The 18,273-nt window shown below is 28.8% G+C and carries 10 protein-coding genes; 5 read left to right on the top strand and 5 right to left on the bottom strand.

The window, feature by feature from the left end:
• Positions 1-4 precede the first annotated feature (4 nt).
• From EI427_RS17490 to EI427_RS17465, 5 genes are all read right to left on the bottom strand, one after another.
• Positions 5-1,882, bottom strand: coding sequence for a right-handed parallel beta-helix repeat-containing protein (locus EI427_RS17490; protein WP_126617165.1), 1,878 nt, complete (start codon positions 1,880-1,882; stop codon positions 5-7).
• A gap of 544 nt (positions 1,883-2,426) precedes the next feature.
• Positions 2,427-6,443 (bottom strand): hybrid sensor histidine kinase/response regulator transcription factor, encoded by a 4,017-nt coding sequence (locus EI427_RS17485; RefSeq protein WP_170178531.1) that lies wholly within the window; start codon positions 6,441-6,443, stop codon positions 2,427-2,429.
• Between the two features lie 391 nt (positions 6,444-6,834).
• Positions 6,835-8,664: a right-handed parallel beta-helix repeat-containing protein gene (locus tag EI427_RS17480; protein WP_126617161.1), complete on the bottom strand. Its 1,830-nt coding sequence runs from the start codon at positions 8,662-8,664 to the stop codon at positions 6,835-6,837.
• A gap of 11 nt (positions 8,665-8,675) precedes the next feature.
• Entirely contained in the window at positions 8,676-10,166 is a 1,491-nt protein-coding gene (locus EI427_RS17475) for a sulfatase family protein (RefSeq protein ID WP_205727873.1), read from the bottom strand.
• Between the two features lie 152 nt (positions 10,167-10,318).
• Positions 10,319-12,667 (bottom strand): glycoside hydrolase family 2 TIM barrel-domain containing protein, encoded by a 2,349-nt coding sequence (locus EI427_RS17465; protein WP_126617159.1) that lies wholly within the window; start codon positions 12,665-12,667, stop codon positions 10,319-10,321.
• Between the two features lie 1,314 nt (positions 12,668-13,981).
• Here EI427_RS17465 and EI427_RS17460 point away from each other — a divergent pair.
• The 5 genes from EI427_RS17460 (at position 13,982) to EI427_RS17445 (ending at position 18,210) form a co-directional block, all read left to right on the top strand.
• Positions 13,982-14,536, top strand: a complete 555-nt coding sequence (locus EI427_RS17460) for a hypothetical protein (protein ID WP_126617157.1) — start codon at positions 13,982-13,984, stop codon at positions 14,534-14,536.
• Between the two features lie 81 nt (positions 14,537-14,617).
• Positions 14,618-14,767, top strand: a complete 150-nt coding sequence (locus tag EI427_RS25935; protein WP_155523298.1) for a hypothetical protein — start codon at positions 14,618-14,620, stop codon at positions 14,765-14,767.
• A gap of 61 nt (positions 14,768-14,828) precedes the next feature.
• The gene (locus tag EI427_RS17455; RefSeq protein WP_126617155.1) at positions 14,829-15,629 is read left to right on the top strand and encodes a GLPGLI family protein; all 801 of its coding nucleotides are present in this window, start codon (positions 14,829-14,831) and stop codon (positions 15,627-15,629) included.
• Between the two features lie 35 nt (positions 15,630-15,664).
• On the top strand, positions 15,665-16,099 hold the full coding sequence (locus EI427_RS17450) for a TlpA family protein disulfide reductase (protein ID WP_170178530.1): 435 nt from the start codon (positions 15,665-15,667) through the stop codon (positions 16,097-16,099).
• On the top strand, positions 16,096-18,210 hold the full coding sequence (locus EI427_RS17445; protein ID WP_126617151.1) for a peptidase domain-containing ABC transporter: 2,115 nt from the start codon (positions 16,096-16,098) through the stop codon (positions 18,208-18,210). The genes EI427_RS17450 and EI427_RS17445 overlap by 4 nt, the downstream gene beginning before the upstream one ends.
• Positions 18,211-18,273 lie beyond the last annotated feature (63 nt).

Here is an 18,273-nt window from a genome sequence, read left to right as displayed (position 1 = left end):
AGTTTTACTGAAAACTAAGTTCTCCAATGGTTACATCTTTCTGTATAATCTGAGATGCATTCCCTTTATAATCATTATTATGGAAGATAATATCTCTTGAAGATTTGATTCTGAAAGCAGGATTATCTGGATATAACATTGGGAATGTTTCAGTCTTTAAAATTGTATTACCAATAAATTTTAATCCATCAGTATTGGCAATTTCCAATATTAAATTATCAAAACTCTTAAAAATATTGTTCTCAATTGTGATGTTTGAAAAAGCATAATTTTGGTTGTCATCATCTGTTACTAAACGAATTAAACCTCTACTATGCCCGCCATGGTTACAATCCTCGAAAATATTACCCACAATAGTTAAGTTAGACTGACTCCCAGATTCAAACCATTTCCCACTCTCTACTGGAATAAGAATTGCTTCCATTTCTGTATGGAAATAATTGTCTTTTACTAAGGTCTTTTTAGGTGTTGATAACAGTAAACCTCTTGCTCTGTTTCCTCTAAATGTATTTTTCTCAATCACTACTTCTGGATAGGCAGAGAGGTTCTCAATCAAATCACCTGATTTAATTACAGCTGGTATTTCTTCTTTAAAAGTAATCAGTTGGTATCTGCTATTAATCACCTTAATCGTTGCTATTGTAAGTGTTTGATAAGGGGAAAAAGAATCATCTAGACGTACTAAACCGATCGTATCATTTTCCTTTCCAATTATAAAGCCTTCTTGCTGATGGTGTCCCATTCTGATTCCTAACGTATGCTTTCCTTCTACATTAACTACCTCTTGGTATGTACCATGTATGTTTACTGCATCGTCTAATTGATTCTCGAAAAATGAATTTCGTATTTCAATTTTACCTCTACAACCAACAAAGTGGGTCGCGTCTGCGGTAGTAGAGACTACTTTACCTTTTGATGGGGTAATTACTAAATTAGTTAAGGTAATATTAGAAGAGTTTTCTGCAATTAAACCCATTCCACCTGCATTAAAAATCGTTACATTCTGACATAAAAAACTGTCTGTATTTTTTATTCTCAATGCAGGAGCAACTCTATTTTCCCCTTGTGCACCTTTGGTTGTTAATATTGAACCAATTGGAGGTAATGCTTTTTTATGATTGTAAAATCTTAATACTCCCGGTTTAATTTCTTTTACTTTAATACGATCCTTAAGGCCTATTTTTCGTAAAGTAAGGTCTTTTCTATCTTGAGTGTATTTATAATTTATTGATTCAATTTGGTATTGAACTGTACCTTTTTGTTTAGTTGAAATTGGCGTAGAAATTTCTGTATTAAAAGCTACAGCTCTACGTTTTTCATCAAATAGTATGGTTTGTCCCAAATTGTGCTCATAATATTCTTTGATAAAATATACCTGCTCGTTTCTTATTTCATAAGGATATTCCTCAGAAAATTTAACATCAAAGGTGTGTTCTTTAAGATCTTTATCAATAACTTTTCCTTCACTATGGAAAGAGGTTGCCCAATCAATTTCTACATTCTTAATTTTAATATTATTTCCGTCTTCCACTAAAAAAGGAATCATCTTACCATGAAAAATAAAAGTAGAACCACCGCCATTAATTACAATGTTCTTTTTACCAATTAGTGGGAATGCTGTTTTTACAAAGACATCTTTATGGTTTGATATATAACAAAATTTCTCTAATCCTTTATCTGGATAAAAGTGGTATACTCCTTTTTCAAAAAAGAAGTGACTTCCCTTTATACTATTTGCATTCTGTACTTTATTTAATACATATGCAGTGGCATCTTGAGTGATATCGTCTGTATTTTTAATTATAATTTTTTCTTGAGCAAAAGCAATACACGTAGTCAATAGGAATACTAAATTAATTGCTATTTTATGTAGTCTATTCATCTTTTCAGTAGGTTTATTGTTTAGAAAAACCATTTAGAATTCAATTTTCTTTATGGTTCTTCTACATCACAAAAATGAATAGAAATAAATAGAGCTTAGTACTTACACGTACACAAGGTGTGTCGATACATACAAAAGTGGATTATCTTATCTAAAATGAGCATTTTTAAGTATTCTATACTATCCTCAGAATTATTAGACATAAAAAAAAGGATACTTTATAAAAGCATCCCTTTAAACTATATAATCTAACTACTGTCTATGGTATATATAACGTCATTATTATCTTTTAAGATTTACACATTATGATATTAAAATATCAAAATATAACTTTTAATAGTTATAGGAATAATTAAAATCTTTTAATTAAGATAATCGGGTCTGTAAAAATTAAACATAAAAAAAGAGCACTCCATTGGAAAGCTCTTTTCTATATAACTACTATCTATACTACTATTATTCTATCTACACATTGTTTAACGTAGAAGTAAAATAGTATGACTAGCAGATTTTAACTAAATAGTATCAAATTCTAATTTTTATGTTATACCTCTACAGTTTTTGGTTTCTCAACCTCTTTGCCGTATTTCCCTGGTGTAACGCCATAATGTTCTTTAAACATTCTACTAAAGTGTGTTCTGCTCTTAAAACCTGTTCTTAAATACACTTCAGAAACGGTTAGCTTCTCATTTACTATAAACTCAGCTGCTTTTTTAAGGCGATACAATTTTAATAGTTCATATGGTGTATAGTTTGTAATTGCTTTTACTTTTTGGTAAAAGTGTGTTCTATTAAGGTGCAGTTCCTTGATAAATATATTGATATCTAATTCTTCATTATCAAGATGTTCCTCCATAAGTTCGTAGAGCTTCTCCATAAAAACTCTATCGCTCTTATTGTTGTTCTTTTTTTCGACTTCTACAGGAAAATCAATTCTAAATCTTTCTCTTAGCTTCTGTCTATTCTTTAATAGCATCTGCGTAGTAGCTACTAAATGTTTTAGATCAAAAGGTTTGCTAATGTAGGCATCTGCCCCACTTTCTAAACCTGTTACTTGATCGTCTATAGAAGATCTAGAAGTAAGTAACAACACAGGAATATGACTAGTTCTTACATCCGTTTTAATAGCACTACAAAGTTCTAAGCCGTTCATCTCTGGCATCAGAATATCACTAATAATTAAATCTGGCCATTCTTCTTCTATCTTATCCATACATTTCTTTCCATTCTCGAATGCTGTTACATTAAAAAATTCAGAAAGAGATGTATACACAAAGTCTCTTAAATCATCATTATCTTCTACATAATAGATGTTTAATTCTTTCAATGTTTTGTCTATAAGATTTGTAGGAAGCTCAAAACTATTTGGATGTAATTTTTGCTTTTCATCATCAGATTCAGAAGTTAGAATTTCATTAAATCTATTTTCATTAAAGGTATCGTCTTTACTTACTTGTACAGGAAGGAGGACACTAAAAACTGTACCTTCTTCTTTTGTACTATCTACAGAAATTTTACCATAATGTAACTCTACAATTTTCTTCGAAAAAGCTAAACCAATTCCAGAACCAATAGTAGCCGTATTTATTTCTTCAGATTGATAATACCGATCAAAAATATGAGGTAAATCTGCTTGATTAATTCCAATACCTGTGTCTTTAACAGAGAAAAATAGCTCTCCATCTTTAATACCATAACTTAATGTAATCGCATCTCCTTTTTGAGTGAACTTAAAAGCATTATTTAATAAGTTATTTAAAATGATTTCCAATTTTGGCTTATCAGCTACGACAAATAACTTATTAGCTTCTCCTTCTATTTTAAATATTTTTTCTGTGTGCTCTGCTAATTGATCAAAATCCTTTTTCACTTCAGTAATTAACTCAGTGAAATCAAAACTTTTCATTTTTAATTTTAAAAGACTCTGTTCTGCTTTTTGGAAATCTTGTACCTGATTTACCAATTGAAACATCTTTTTAGATTGTCTTTCTATAAGATTAAGATGTTGAAAAGCATCTTGATTAGACTTAAACATTTTAAGTAAAATCTGTAAAGGTCCCACTATTAAAGTTAGTGGTGTTCTAAACTCATGAGAGATATTCATAAATAAGCGAATCTTTGTTTTATTCAATTCGTCTATTCTATTTCTCTCAATTTGTTCAATATGTAACTCGTGTTTTAAAGTATTTAAACGAAGCAAGAATTTTACAACAACAAATAAAATTAGTAATACAATTATTACGTATAAAATATATGCCCAAACTGTTTTCCAAATTGGAGGGTTAATTACCAACTGTATTTCTCTAATTGCCGACCATTCTTTTTTAGTATTCGATGTAGAGGCTTGGAAAGTATATTTACCAGGGGGCAAACCATTAAAGTTGGCCACTTTCATCTCCGAAGTTGTTATTACCCATTCTTTATCTTGGGGTAGCAATCTGTACTTTACTAAATTGCTTTTAGCATTAGAAAAGTGCAAAGAAATAAGCTCAATAGAAAATACATTCTCATTATAATCTAATTCTATTTTCTTTGTTTCGTTTAAGGCCTTAGTAAGAATTACTTTATTATTTAAAGTATCTAATGGATTAATGGTTTGATTAAACACCTTAAAATCGCCTAATAATAAATTAGATAAAGGTACTTCATTTGTAATCTCATCTGGGTTAAAATAACACACTCCATTTCCACCGCCAAATACCATTCTACCATCTTTTAAGTACCCTTCTGCAGATACAAATGGAGATACTATTACACCATCTTCAATAGAATAATTTCTAAACTTTTTTGTTTTAATGTTAAACTCATTTATACCATTATTTGTAGTAATCCATAAATTATCTTGCTTATCATACAATATAGATTTTACGGTATTATTGTCTAGCCCCTCTTTCTCTGTATAACTTTTAAAAGTACAAGCTAATTGGCTGTTTTCAACTTCACAAATACCTCCTTGTTCAGTTCCTATCCACAGCTGACCATTGGGTAACCTTTGAATACAAGACACAAAGTTACTCGATAAAGAATACCTATTTTCATCGGAATGAACAAACTGTTGTGTTTTCATTTTAGCTAACGTTCTTTTAGGATTGTTATTTAACCTAAAGAGACCATCTTGCTTTGTTCCTATCCAAATAAAATTATACTTTGGATCTTCATAAACGTAACGTAGCTCTTTAAAAGATTTACCTGAACCTACAGGATATTCATCTATAAATTCTGCACTACTTACAACTCCATTTTTTTCTATTTTCAATCTAAAAAGTCCTTCATTACATCCCATCCAATGGTAGCCATGTTTATCAATAATTAATGACCTCATCTTAACTGTTGATAAATTATTAAGTCCTTTATAACGTATTTCATGCCATAACGAACTCCCTTTGGCTTGGTAAAGATAATTACCTGATAGTGCATTTTGTCTTATAAACTGCCCTCCCTTTTGGTCCATAATTAAAGAACCTGCTGTAAGAGACTTAAACACTTTCAAGTTCTTAGGTAGTTCTTCTATTTGTCCTGTTTTAGTGTTAAAATTGATAAGGCCTTTAAAATGGACGTTTAAAAGAACATTTGTACTGTCTAAAACATCAATATGTAAAATCTGATTCGAATTAGATTGTTTAGATCCCCCTGTGTTTAAATTAGAATATTTAAATTCTTGGTGCTTTAATTGTAAATGGTAGAGACCTGTACTAAATGAGCCTACCCAACAACCACTTTTAGCATCAGGAAGTAAAAAACTCACCCTACTTAAACCATAATATTTTTTATCAGTAATTTGCTTTAATGGCTTTCTCTTATCAAGAAAATCGTTTGTAGTAAGAACCGTTAATCCCTCTTCTCTTTCTCCCAACCAAATATTTTCTTGTTTATCTACATAGACCGTTAAGAACTTTTTATTTAGAAAGAACTTTCCTTTCAATTTATATTCTTTTTGTTGGTCTAATTTCAATAATGCAACACCAGAATTACCCAAGCAATAGATAGTTCCTGTACTGTCTATAGCCAAATCACTTGCTCTAGGAATTTGCTTTTTTAATAAAGACGTAAGTGTTTTGGATGGAATATCTACGGCAAATAAACCTTTAGAGGTTGCCAATAATAATTTATCTTTTGTTGTCTTAACAGCCTTATAAACCACTGTTTTTTCAGGCATCTGAATTGTATTCTCTAACTTTGTTGTTTTTTTATTAAAAAATAATAATCCTTGTGATTCAGTAACACAAATCACGCTATTTTTTAGGGGTAATATTTGCCTTACAATTGGTCCAGATTTCACTCCTTTTTTAGAACGAACAATATAGACTTGCTTAAACTTTTTTATTGTATAATTATAGATATTTACACCATGGTCTGACCCTATCCAGATGGTATTATTTTCGTCTTGAAATAAAGAACGAATACGATTACTATTTAAGTAATGAACAGAATTTGTATTTCTGAAAGTTTTAAACTCAAAGCCGTCATAATAATTTAAGCCATCAAAAGTTCCTACCCATAAAAGACCATTATGATCTTCTAAAACAGAGGTAACTCCATAATGAGATAACCCTTGTGGCATGGAATAACTATTTATTAATTTCGGATTAATTCCTTCGTCTTGTGAAAAGGATTTAATAGGTAAAACTAGAACAAGGAAGCAAATAAAAAAAGTGCAAAATTGTCTCATAATCTTTGTTTATCTAGTACATACAAATAACGTATGATACTTTTGTAAAGTGTAGTATTTAATAGCTGATTAATAAGTATATAAGTCGATTTCTATACAGATGTTCATCAATAAAAAATATAATTATTTATAGTATCAAATATACGATTTTATGTGTATTAATGATACTTATTACTTGAAAAATATTTGATTTTTAGATATAAAATAAAGTTTTTTTACAAAAAATGTGTGCCTATCTTGTAGCGAAGATAAACACACACTTAAATAGTATTTTTATAATTTATTACATCTCTGATTTTGGTATAATATCAAAACCTTTATTGTCTTTTATTTTTACTTTTTTAGATGATTTATCATCCAATAAAATCCCATTTTGTTTAGGTCCTTTGTATATATTATTACTAATTTCTACTTTCTCACAGTTTACAAAGTCAAACATTGGGCTGTCTGGAAAAAGAGGTGTGAAATCTGTTGTTTTTGTAATCGTATTTCCTTTAATCAATAGGTCAGAAGTACGGTCTGCTCTTACAATTCTAGCATCAAAAGTATTTATTGTATTATTGATAAACTTTATTCCTTTATCATATACTTCTTCTGTAGAAAATTCTTTTCCTAACCTTGGAGTTATCCACATTACGGCATGTTCTTTTCCCGCTGTTGCACAATTTGTAAATGTATTGTTCTGAATTAACACATCTTCTACTCCTCCAGATTCAAACCAATAATAGGTTTCTCCTCTAAACAAAATTGAAGACATCATTGAAGAGAGATTATTGTTTTCGATAACTGTTTTTAAAGGCGTTTTTAATACAATATTTCTTGCTCTATGATTCTTAATTTCGCATCCTCGCATTGTAAAAGTAGGGTTCCAGGTTTTGTTCTCTAAAACATCTCCTTTACGTAGTGTTATAGGTAAGTTTTCTTGAAAAGAAATTTCAGAAAATGTTGAATTAATAATTTCTACGCTATCTACTGTATTTACTTCTGCTCTTGACGGGCTTGGTACATGAATAAACCACATTTCATCTCCTTTTCCAGCAAATTCAAATCCTGTTTGTTGAAAATGAGCCAATTTTACCCGTACCGTTTTCTCATCTACAATTTCATCTACCAAAACGTATGTTCCGTGTACATTTGTACCATCATCAAGCATATTTTCAAAGCGAGAATTTTCTATTAAAATATTGCCTTTTACATTACAAAAATGAGTTGCATCTGCTAAGCTAGAAACTACTCTATCTGTTCCGTCTTTAAGGTAAACACCACTATTTTTTATCGTGATATTTTCAGATTTTTCTGCAAGAAAACCCATTCCTAACGCATGGTGAACAATAACTTTATCAAGAACTACATCTTTAGAACGAATAATATGAAAAGCCGGTGCATATCTATTTTCTCCTTTCTTTCCTTTAGAATGTACAATTGATCCTACAGGAGGGTAGTATTTCAATTTCTCATATATTTTAAGATTCCCGTTCTGTAATCTCTCTACTCTATTTGGTTTACATGTTTGGTCAATTGCACCAAATGTTACTGCTTTTGTAGTCTTATTAAAAGGTAATGTGCTTCCTAAAATTGAAAAGTTAAAACCATCAATTGCAGGAAAAACTATTGCTCCTCCCTTTAAATTCCAAGAAAATCCCTCTTTAAACGGTTTAATAATTCTCCACTCTTCTTTTGGATTCACTTCAATTACCTCGCCTTGAAAACTGAATGGAATATCCCAATCTACATTTATTCCATTTACAGAAACATTCTTACAATTATCAAACTGAAAAGGAAGAATTTGTCCATGAAAAATAAAGTCTGAACCGTTCCCTTCTATTGTTACTTTATCAAAATCTTGGAGATGAAAGGCTATTTTTTTAATCCCATTCTCATGGTTTGTGATATAGCAATCCTCTTCGTAAGCATAATCTGGAGCAAAGAAATAGGTCCCTTTTTCAAAAACGAGTTTTATTTCTTTACCTTTTACTTGTTCCAAAGCTGTTCTCAACGCTAAAGTTCTGTCTCCTTTTTTCGGTTTTAAAACTATTACCTCTTCTGCGTTCACAGAAAATGAGAAGACAAATACACTTAAAAGTTGTAGTATAATTTTTTTGTAGTCACACATAATATTTTTTCTTATAAATCTAGTCCTGTCCCTTGTAAACTGTAATCTCTACTCCAGAATAACTTCCAAGGATCGTTAGTTTCTTCTTGGAAAGTTTGCATTCTTTCCTTCATATCAGCCAAAACTTCTTTGTAGTTCTCATTATTGGCTAGGTTGACCACTTCATCTGGGTCATTTTTTAAATCATACAATTCAAATTCATCACGTTCTAAGTAATCTTTTACTGTTCTTTTTCCATAATATTTAGCCTCTGTTCTGTTTACTTGTTGCCAAGTAGAAGATACCCATAGATCTGAAGCAAATGGATAATCTAATTTATGTGCAATGTTATAGATCAGTTTATAATTATTATGTCTTACCACACGCATTGGGTAATACATTGTTATTTCATGAAAAATATGAGAGGCAAAAATTTCATTAAAGCCTGTAGAATCCTGATTAACTAATGCCTTTTTAAACGATCTGCCATGAAACGCTTGTTCTTTATATTCAGCACCTACATAATCGAGAATAGTTGGAGTTAAATCTACCCAAGAGATCATTGCATCGTTTGTTTTTCCTTTTTCTTTAATGAAAGGGTCTCTTATGATACATGGTAAATTCATACCTGGTTCGTACAATGTTGTTTTTGCTCCAGGAAATGCTACTCCATTATCAGAAATATAAATAACAATTGTATTCTCTAATTTACCAGATGCCTTTAAGTTTTCCATTAGTCTACCAAAACCTTGATCTATACGAGAAACACTCTCATAATATTGAGCTAATTCTTCTCTCGATTCTTTAGAGTCTGGTAAAAACGAAGGTACAATCACATCTTCTGGTTTATACGCTACAGTTTTTACACCTTTATAACCTTCTCTTTTATTGCCAAAACTATTAGGATCGTACCAATTAGAACCTGTTGATTCTCCTCTGTGTGGATCTCCTGTACAGAAGTACAAAAAGAAAGGTTTTTCACTCTCAAAAACTGGCTTACATTTGTCTGCCATTTGTACCGTGTTTCTTTGATTTGCCTTTAGCGTAGTTTCAAAATGAAACACCTTTTCTGGTGCCAAATGGTACTTACCAATTCTTGCTGTATAGTACCCTTCGTCTTCTAAAAGAAGTGGTAAAGATTTCTCGTTTTCATAGGTGCTAAAATGATGATAATCGTGCGTATGTCCATAAGAACCTGTGGCATGTCCAAACTTTCCTGTAAGGATAACAGACCTACTTGCTGCACAACTTGCACTTGTACAATATGCATTATTAAATGTGGTTCCTTGTTCCGATAACTGATCCAAATTTGGTGTCTGAATCACATCATTACCATAACAACCAAGAGCATCTTTACCGTGGTCGTCTGCAACAAAAAGAATAACGTTTGGTTGGCTCTTTTTTGTTTGATTTACCTGTGTTATCTTCTCAATTTTCTGACAAGAAAACGATAAAATCATTAGACACCCAAAAAATACGGGCAGTAGCCTCTTTGACTGATCTTTAAGTTTAAAAAATATCATTTCATCCATTTTTATTACTTTTTGATGGTATAAACCCCCTTTTATTAGGTATTAGTAAGGTCTATATTACCCAATAAAAAAGTGTATCGCTCAATAATTTAAGTGTACTCAGTAGTATATCAGTAGTATTTTAAAAGCACTATTTTTTTAAATTATAATGCTCCAAACTCATAAGAACCATGTAAACTATCTGCTGTATTTGCCTCAATTGAAAACCCTTTTTCTAAAGAATTTATTCTAATTAATGCAGTCCCTATTCCAGCTTCTGCCTTCACCTCTCCAACATTCATCAGTTCTATATCTCCATTGAGTTTTATATTAATTTTTTGATCATAATCTGCTACCAAAGTTCCATTTTCATCTTCAATAGAAAAGTAAACAAACACTACATCATTTACATTAGATGCAAGAGCTACAGTACTTTTATCAATGGTAATTTTAACCGATTTAGGTTGCTTTGGCGTTCTTACAATATCTGTTGTAATTTCTTTTCCATTTATATAACCTACAGCCTTTAGAGTTCCTTCTTTAAAAGCATTCATTTTAAAAGTAAATGGTGGATGGTTTAAGTTCGTTGAAGCTGTATTTTTATCAGGTTTTTGCGTACCAATTAATGTATTATTTAAGTACAATTTCACCTCATCGCAGTTACTAAAAACACGTAGATTTAGTGGCGAGTTCTTTTGCCAATAACTACCAATTTTAACCATTGCAGGGTGTGCTTTTGTTGGCGATCTCTGACTCTGATAGAAGTAGTAACTCCATTTTGGTAAACGGAAAATATCCATTAATCCAGAACTTTCAATATCTGGGTGGTACCCTCTAGTGTAATCGTACATTACCCAATAACTGTCTGCAAAAGCAGAAGTTGTCAAATTATCATTATGAGCTTCTTGAACATTCGTTACTTGTTGCAATAAACGTTTTTCTCCAAACGCTCTTAACTGACGACTACTTGTTTTAAACCTTAAATCTTTAGACATTTTATCTTGGTTTAAACCTGCATTATTAGAATAATATTCCCAATCTCCATATTCAGAAACTAAATAAGGTTTTTCTACATGTCCGCTGTTTTTATGGAGTATTCTATGCTGACGTGCTTGTAGATAAATATCCCAACCATCTGCCATCCACCCTGCAGTAAAACATTGGTCTCCCGGATATTCTTCGTGAGCAACCGCAGATAGCTTTTCTCTAAACTCTAAAGGCATCTGTGTTTCGTTTAAAGAAACTTCCCATGCCATTACGCACGCATGGTTTCTATCTCTTCTAATAAGATCTCTGCTTGCATTAAACATCTGATTTCTAAAATCATCTGATGGGTTATAATATTGCCAACCTAAAATTGCGTCTAATACTACCAACCCAAGAGAATCACATGCGTCCATAAATGCAGGAGACTGCGGATAATGTGATAAACGTACATAATCGAAACCTGCTTTTTTTATTTTTATAGCATCTCTTACTTGAGCATTATCAGATAATGCATAACCAATAAAAGGATACTCTTGATGTCTGTTGACTCCTCTCAAAAATGTTTCTTTTCCATTTAGATAAAAAGAAGTCCCTTTAAACTCCATTCTACGGATTCCAATTGTTGTTGTTTCTTCGTCTACTAGTTCCTTTCCTTTATAGATTTTAGTAACAAGAGCATATAAATTTGGGTGATCTATCGACCATAAATTTGGCTTCTTAATGGATAAATCTTGCTTTAATGTATGGCTTTTATCTTTTAATAAAGTGAATTTCTCGCTTTTTGTTTTTGCTATTACTTTATTCCCCTTTAGAACTTCCTGAACTACATGTAACTGAGATGTATTACCTAAATTACTAACGTGTGTTTGCACACTTACAATTGCTTTTTCTTTTGTAGCTATTGGGTAAGTTACAAAAATACCACCACCAGCTACTTTATTTTCTAAGATTGGGTGTGTGATATGCACTTTATTTTTACTAATTAACCATGCATTTCTATATAGCCCACCATACATATTAAAGTCTAATCGCTTTAAAGGTTTAGGTCCAGTTACCTCATTATCTGTATTATCTAAGCGGACTACAATCGTATTTTCACCTTTTAATTTTATTAAACTTGTTACATCGACTACAATTGGTAAATATCCTCCTTGGTGTTCTTTTACTAATCTTCCATTTATCCAGATTTGAGTAAAATTCATGGCGGCCTCAAACTCAATAAGTAGCTGTTTATCTGTTGCCGATGCAGGTATTTCGAAATCTTTTCTATACCAAGAAATTCCCTGCCATTGGTTATTTACTGGTAATGGTTCTAACCTTGTAGAATGGGGTAAACGTACTGCTTCCCAATTATCATCGTTAAAATTATTGGCAATAACTTCTTCTATTTTAAATGATAATGGAGCTTCTTCTTTTATAAACTTCCAATTGTTATTAAAGTTATCTCGTTCAGCAGCCATAAGTTGACCACTACTAAGTATACTAAAAAAAAGAAGTAAAAGAAGTGTTTTAAAATGGTTTTGCATTTTCAAGAAGTATTTGATTAAGTCTATTCATTTCACTTCTTCAAAACTAAAAAACACTTCTCTCTATAGTGTAGTTGATTATAAAATTGGTGTATCTCACAGTACAAGACACCCACAAACACAACCTTTAAAACCTACTTTATTGTATCAAAATGAAAGATTTGCTACTAAATACCCTCCTTCTAACACCTTACTTTTAATAAATTTACAGATACATTTCTATTTTATGATATTCTCTAATTTTAATAATTCATCTCCAAAAGCTCTAACAGAATTTTGTTTCAAACCGGTATTATACTGCATATTGCTTGATAACTTTGGGTAATCAATCATGTTTTATAAATAATTATGATCTCGTTTTATCTTGAGTAGTAATTTAGTATTGTAAAAAGTAATCTCTCATAATTATTCCTTAAAAAATCGTGTATTGAACTTATTAAGTATAGTAATAGATAAGCACACTGACTAATTATTATTGAAGAAAAGTTCGATCATAAAACATTAACACTTGTTATATGTTAATTAAAAAATGGTAATAATACTATATTGATAATAAGTGGGTTAAAAACATAATCAACTCTTATCAAATTAAAATTCAATTAATCATTAGTTTGAATTTATAAATAATCTAAAGATTTTAAAAGCAAAAAAATACTGTACTATTTTTATAGTTACTAACGTATAAGAATACAGGTATTTATTCAAAATAAGGAATTCTGAAAATATAAAATGTAGATATAATAAGAGAAGGTGTTGACTTAAAGAATAAGATACTTAAACGATAAATTTAGTACACAAAGAGTCTTCTTTATGTAAAAAAACACTTTTAAATAAAAATTAAAAGTTTGATTTACAGGGACTTACTATCAAAATTAGCATGAACAAAATAATAATATTTAAAAGTAGTATTTTTAAATATATATTTTAACACTAAAAATATGATTATTCATATTTATAAATTAGGGTTTTCATTTTAAAAAAAATAATTATAATAAGGAATTGTAATTCATTATTAACTTAAAATAGTTCTCTGAACTTAACATTATGAATATTTTTATTGTTGTACAATTCTAATTTTATTTAAAAGAAATTTAATATTAATAGATTTCTCATTTTGTAAAAATAAAAACAATTTCATAGAATTGTATACACAAATTATTAAAACCATTAAACTAACATAATATTCTAGTATTATTATCCAATTAACTACTAATTTTATTTAACTAAAAACTAATGAAATACAATTTAATATACTCCTTTTTATTTCTATGTTTTATAGAAATAATATTATCATATGTATCAAATAATTACTTATTGAAAGATAAAATATTTATAGATAGTTATGAATATTTATTAGGAGAAGAAAGGGTAAATAATTATTTAAAAAATAAAGTAAATAATGAATATATAGAGTATTTAAAAACTCCATTTAATATAATTTTTAAAACTTTATTATTATCAATTATGGGGCTTTTTGGATATATAATTCTAAAACTAAAAATACATTTTTCAAAATTATTTAAATATGTTCTATTATGCCAATACATATTATTAATACCAATAGCGTTAAAAATAGTATGGTTTATTTGGATTGAAAATCTCGTATTTATAGGTGATTTTTATTCGTTCTCTCCTTGGAGTATGAGTTATTATCTGAAAGAAATTTCCTTACCTTCTATTTTTATAAACTGGGGTAAAGCAATCAACTTTTTTTACATATTATTTATTCTAAGTTTATCATATTATATACAAAAATCACATTCTAATATATCGTTAAAACAAAGTATTTATGCCGTTATAATAGGTTATACACCATTCTATTTAATAGGAATGACCTTTCTAACTTTTGTCTTAAAGTTATACACTTAGCCTTAAAAAATATCTAGATAGAACTGGAGTATGCGAAAATCCATAAAAGAGTAGCAATAACTAATTAACCCTAATTTAACCATGAAAAAGTTAAAAACTAAACAAATGAAAAAAGTAAGAGGAGGTCTAATTCACGAAAGCTGTATTGATATCATTGAACATCTTTTCAATACTGGTCATGATGATCAAGCTTGGGGAATAATTAAATCAGATGTCTATTATGTTTGTTAGAACATAATTGTAAGTCAAATAGTAATGAGCTTGCTGCTCATTACTATTTAGATCAATAGATATGAAAAAGAAATTATTAATTATAGTATTACTTATATTTCAATATTCTGAAATACTAAGTCAAATTATTACTATTGATACTGCAAAATTTTTTATTGAATATGATTATTCTTATCGAATTAATAAAGGATTTGATCAATATGTGAACGAATTAATAAGTTTATATATTGGTAATAACTCTTCCATTTCTCAGACAAGTAATGCATTCAAAAGTAATAAAATTTTAAGAGAAGCTAGTAAAAATGGATTGAATTTATTTAATACAAAAGGTAGAACAATGTCTAAAGTTCATGTATATACAGTTCATAAAATTCATGATTCTTTATTTGTTGATCATACTTTACCTAAAATAAAGTTTAAAACTCCTTCTTATAATTTTGAATGGGAAATAAAGAAGGATAAAAAAATAATATTAGGCTATGAATGTGTAAAAGCTGAAGGTCAATATGGGAATCGGAAATTCATTGCATGGTTTAGCATTGAAATACCTATTTCAGATGGTCCATATGTTTTTAACGGATTACCAGGTTTAATTTTAGAAATTTATGATGAAAATAATGACCATATTTTTACAGCAAAAAGAAAAGAAATTTCTAACGAAGAAATAGTACAAAGTTTTGGGTATTTTAAATATAAAAAACCTGGTAAATGGATACAAAAAGAAAAAGAAAAATATAAAAATTTAATTAACACTGGTAGAATATCATACTTTGGACATATTCAAAATATTGATAATGATAGCCCAGAAAGAAGAGAAGAACTTTTAATAAGAGCCTCTTTAACTAATTCTATTGAACTATAAATATAATGAGAATGCACTTTCGAATTTTTATTATAATGCTATTACTCTCATCTTGTCAACAAAATGAAAGTGATTTTTTAAAAAACATAAATAGTTTAAGCTTAATTCAGGTCTCAAAATCAAATGATTTTAACTCTGACAAAACTATATATACTTTCTTTAACACAACCTGTCATTATTGTCAAATTGAAATAAAAGAAATAAAAGATAATTCAGAATTAGAGTTCAGAGATATTTCATTTATTCTTATTTCAGACGAAAATATTGAGGTATTAAAAGAATTCATTAAAACCGAAAACTTAGTTAAGATCAACAATATAAAAATTTATAAATGTGACGAGCTTGAATTCTTTCAAACATTCCCTGCTTCAAAAACACCAACCTCATGGGTGATAGAGAATAATAAGTGTATTTACAGGGAATTAGGGTGGACTCCTATGAAAAAACTTTTATCAAAATTTAAAGAATGAAAAATATAAACTACTATAGTAACTTTTTTTTTCAGCAACATGGATTTAGTGATTGTGGAATAGCTTGTCTCAAAACAATAATAAAATTTTATGGTGGTAAAAATATTTCATACGAAGAATTGAGAATCTTAAGTGATACAAACGAATATGGAACTAGCTTGGATGGATTAAGTTGTGCATCAAATTCTTTAGGTATTGATTCTGAAGGCTATGAATATGACATTAAATCATTAAAAGAAACGGATAAACCTTCAATTCTATATGTAATAATAGATAAAAATAGAAAACATTATATTGTATGTTTTGGATGGGATACAAAAAAACGAAGATTTATTATTTCTGATCCCTCAGATGGTGTAAAATATTATACTGAAGATGAATTACTAAAAATATGGGAAGAAAGGATTTTATTAAAAGTTAGTCCTAATAGTAATTTTCAGTTTGAAAATGATAATAGTAAAAAGAAACTAAAATGGATAATAGATTTAATTTCAAGTGAATTAAATATACTTTTTGTTTCTTCTTTTTTAGGGTTATTAATAGCAATAATCAGCTTATCAAATAGCATTTTCATTAGAGAATTAATAGATAGTCTATTACCCAAAAAAGAGTATGATACAATATTCGAATCATTGACTCTATTAGCAATACTTCTTTCATTTAGATTGATACTAAACTATTTAAGAGATAGACTAACATCAATTCATACTCAAGATTTTAAAAATAGTTTAATTTCATTTTTTTATTCAAAAATTATCTCGCTTCCTATTAGTTATTTTGATTTTAGAGAAACAGGCGAGGTCATTTCAAGATTAAATGACACAAAAAAAATCCAAAAAGTAATAACATCAATATTAAGTAATTTTACAATTGATGTAATTATTGTTGGGGTTTCTTCATTTTACATCTATACTATTTGTCCTAAGATTCTATATATACTTTCCGGTAGCTTTTTAGCATATATTTCTATTAGTTATTTCACATATAATAGATTTATTAACTTTAATAAAATCAGCATGCAATCATTTGCACAATCTGAAAGTCAATTTATTAATACAATTGAAGGTATTAGAGAAGTTAAATCAAATATTAAAGAGCTTTTATTTATTAATCTTGGAATTAATAAATTCAAAATTTTACAAAAAAAGATCTTTAAGTTATCTGTATATCAATATCTTGTAGCATCTCTTTTAGGGTTTGTAGGCTTACTAACATATATTTTAACAATCTATTTTGGAGTGAACGAAATAGAAAAAGAAAAATTAAGTATTGGGGATTTAATGGCAATTATTTCAATTATGATAGGATTGCAGAACTCTATGTCTAAATTATCTATGATTAATATTTTAATAAGTGAAGCAAAAGTATCTTTTGATAGAATATTTGAGTTGGCTAATATTAGAAATAACAAATCTAATGAAACAATAGAACTACCTGAAATTAATACAATTACATTACAAAACCTTACCTATTCATTTCCTGGTTCAGATATTTTATTTAATACTATCAATGCTAATTTTAAGAAAGGACAGGTTAGTTTTTTAATAGGAGAAAGTGGAATTGGAAAATCGATAATATTAAAAGTAATACAAAAATATTATGAAATATATGATTCTAATGTTATAATAAATAATAAGGTTAGATTAGATAAAATTGATATCAACCAATGGTTAGGTTGCGTTGCTATAGTCAATCAAGAGCCCTATATCTTTAAAGGTACAATTGCTGAAAATATCTCTATGAATTTTAACCTTAATAAAGACGAAATTAATAATGTTATAACTTTTTGTAAAAGATATGGTTTTGACAATCTCTTGGAGAAATATACGATGTCTTATTTCACTAAATTAGAAACAAAAGGAATAAATATATCGGGAGGTCAAAGACAAATAATTGCTTTTGCAAGAGCAATTTATAAAAACCCCAGAGTTTTGTTATTAGATGAACCTAGTTCAGCTCTTGATGATAAAACAGAAGAATATATGATGGAGATAATTCAAAAGATAAAACAAGATAGAATTATTATTGGAGTTACACATAGAAGAAAAATACTTGAAATTGCAGACGAAGTCATTAAAATAGAAAGGTTTAAAGAAGTTGAATTAGTATAACAGAATAACAATTATAAAATGATGCCTAAGTACTAAAGTTAGTTTCATATTTTTTATTTTTTT

The sequence above is a fragment of the Flammeovirga pectinis genome (assembly GCF_003970675.1).
Taxonomy (GTDB): Bacteria; Bacteroidota; Bacteroidia; order Cytophagales; family Flammeovirgaceae; genus Flammeovirga; species Flammeovirga pectinis.
The sequence above is the reverse complement of the archived record's forward strand: the minus strand, read 5'-3'. Positions and strand labels throughout refer to the sequence as shown.

Coding starts and splice junctions, on each gene's coding strand:
- EI427_RS17445 (WP_126617151.1), top strand. CDS start 16,096: ATGAAAAATATAAACTACTATAGTAACTTTTTTTTTCAGCAACATGGA.
- EI427_RS17455 (WP_126617155.1), top strand. CDS start 14,829: ATGAAAAAGAAATTATTAATTATAGTATTACTTATATTTCAATATTCT.
- EI427_RS17475 (WP_205727873.1), bottom strand. CDS start 10,166: ATGATATTTTTTAAACTTAAAGATCAGTCAAAGAGGCTACTGCCCGTA.
- EI427_RS17465 (WP_126617159.1), bottom strand. CDS start 12,667: ATGCAAAACCATTTTAAAACACTTCTTTTACTTCTTTTTTTTAGTATA.
- EI427_RS17450 (WP_170178530.1), top strand. CDS start 15,665: ATGCTATTACTCTCATCTTGTCAACAAAATGAAAGTGATTTTTTAAAA.
- EI427_RS17490 (WP_126617165.1), bottom strand. CDS start 1,882: ATGAATAGACTACATAAAATAGCAATTAATTTAGTATTCCTATTGACT.
- EI427_RS17480 (WP_126617161.1), bottom strand. CDS start 8,664: ATGTGTGACTACAAAAAAATTATACTACAACTTTTAAGTGTATTTGTC.
- EI427_RS17485 (WP_170178531.1), bottom strand. CDS start 6,443: ATGCCACAAGGGTTATCTCATTATGGAGTTACCTCTGTTTTAGAAGAT.
- EI427_RS25935 (WP_155523298.1), top strand. CDS start 14,618: ATGAAAAAGTTAAAAACTAAACAAATGAAAAAAGTAAGAGGAGGTCTA.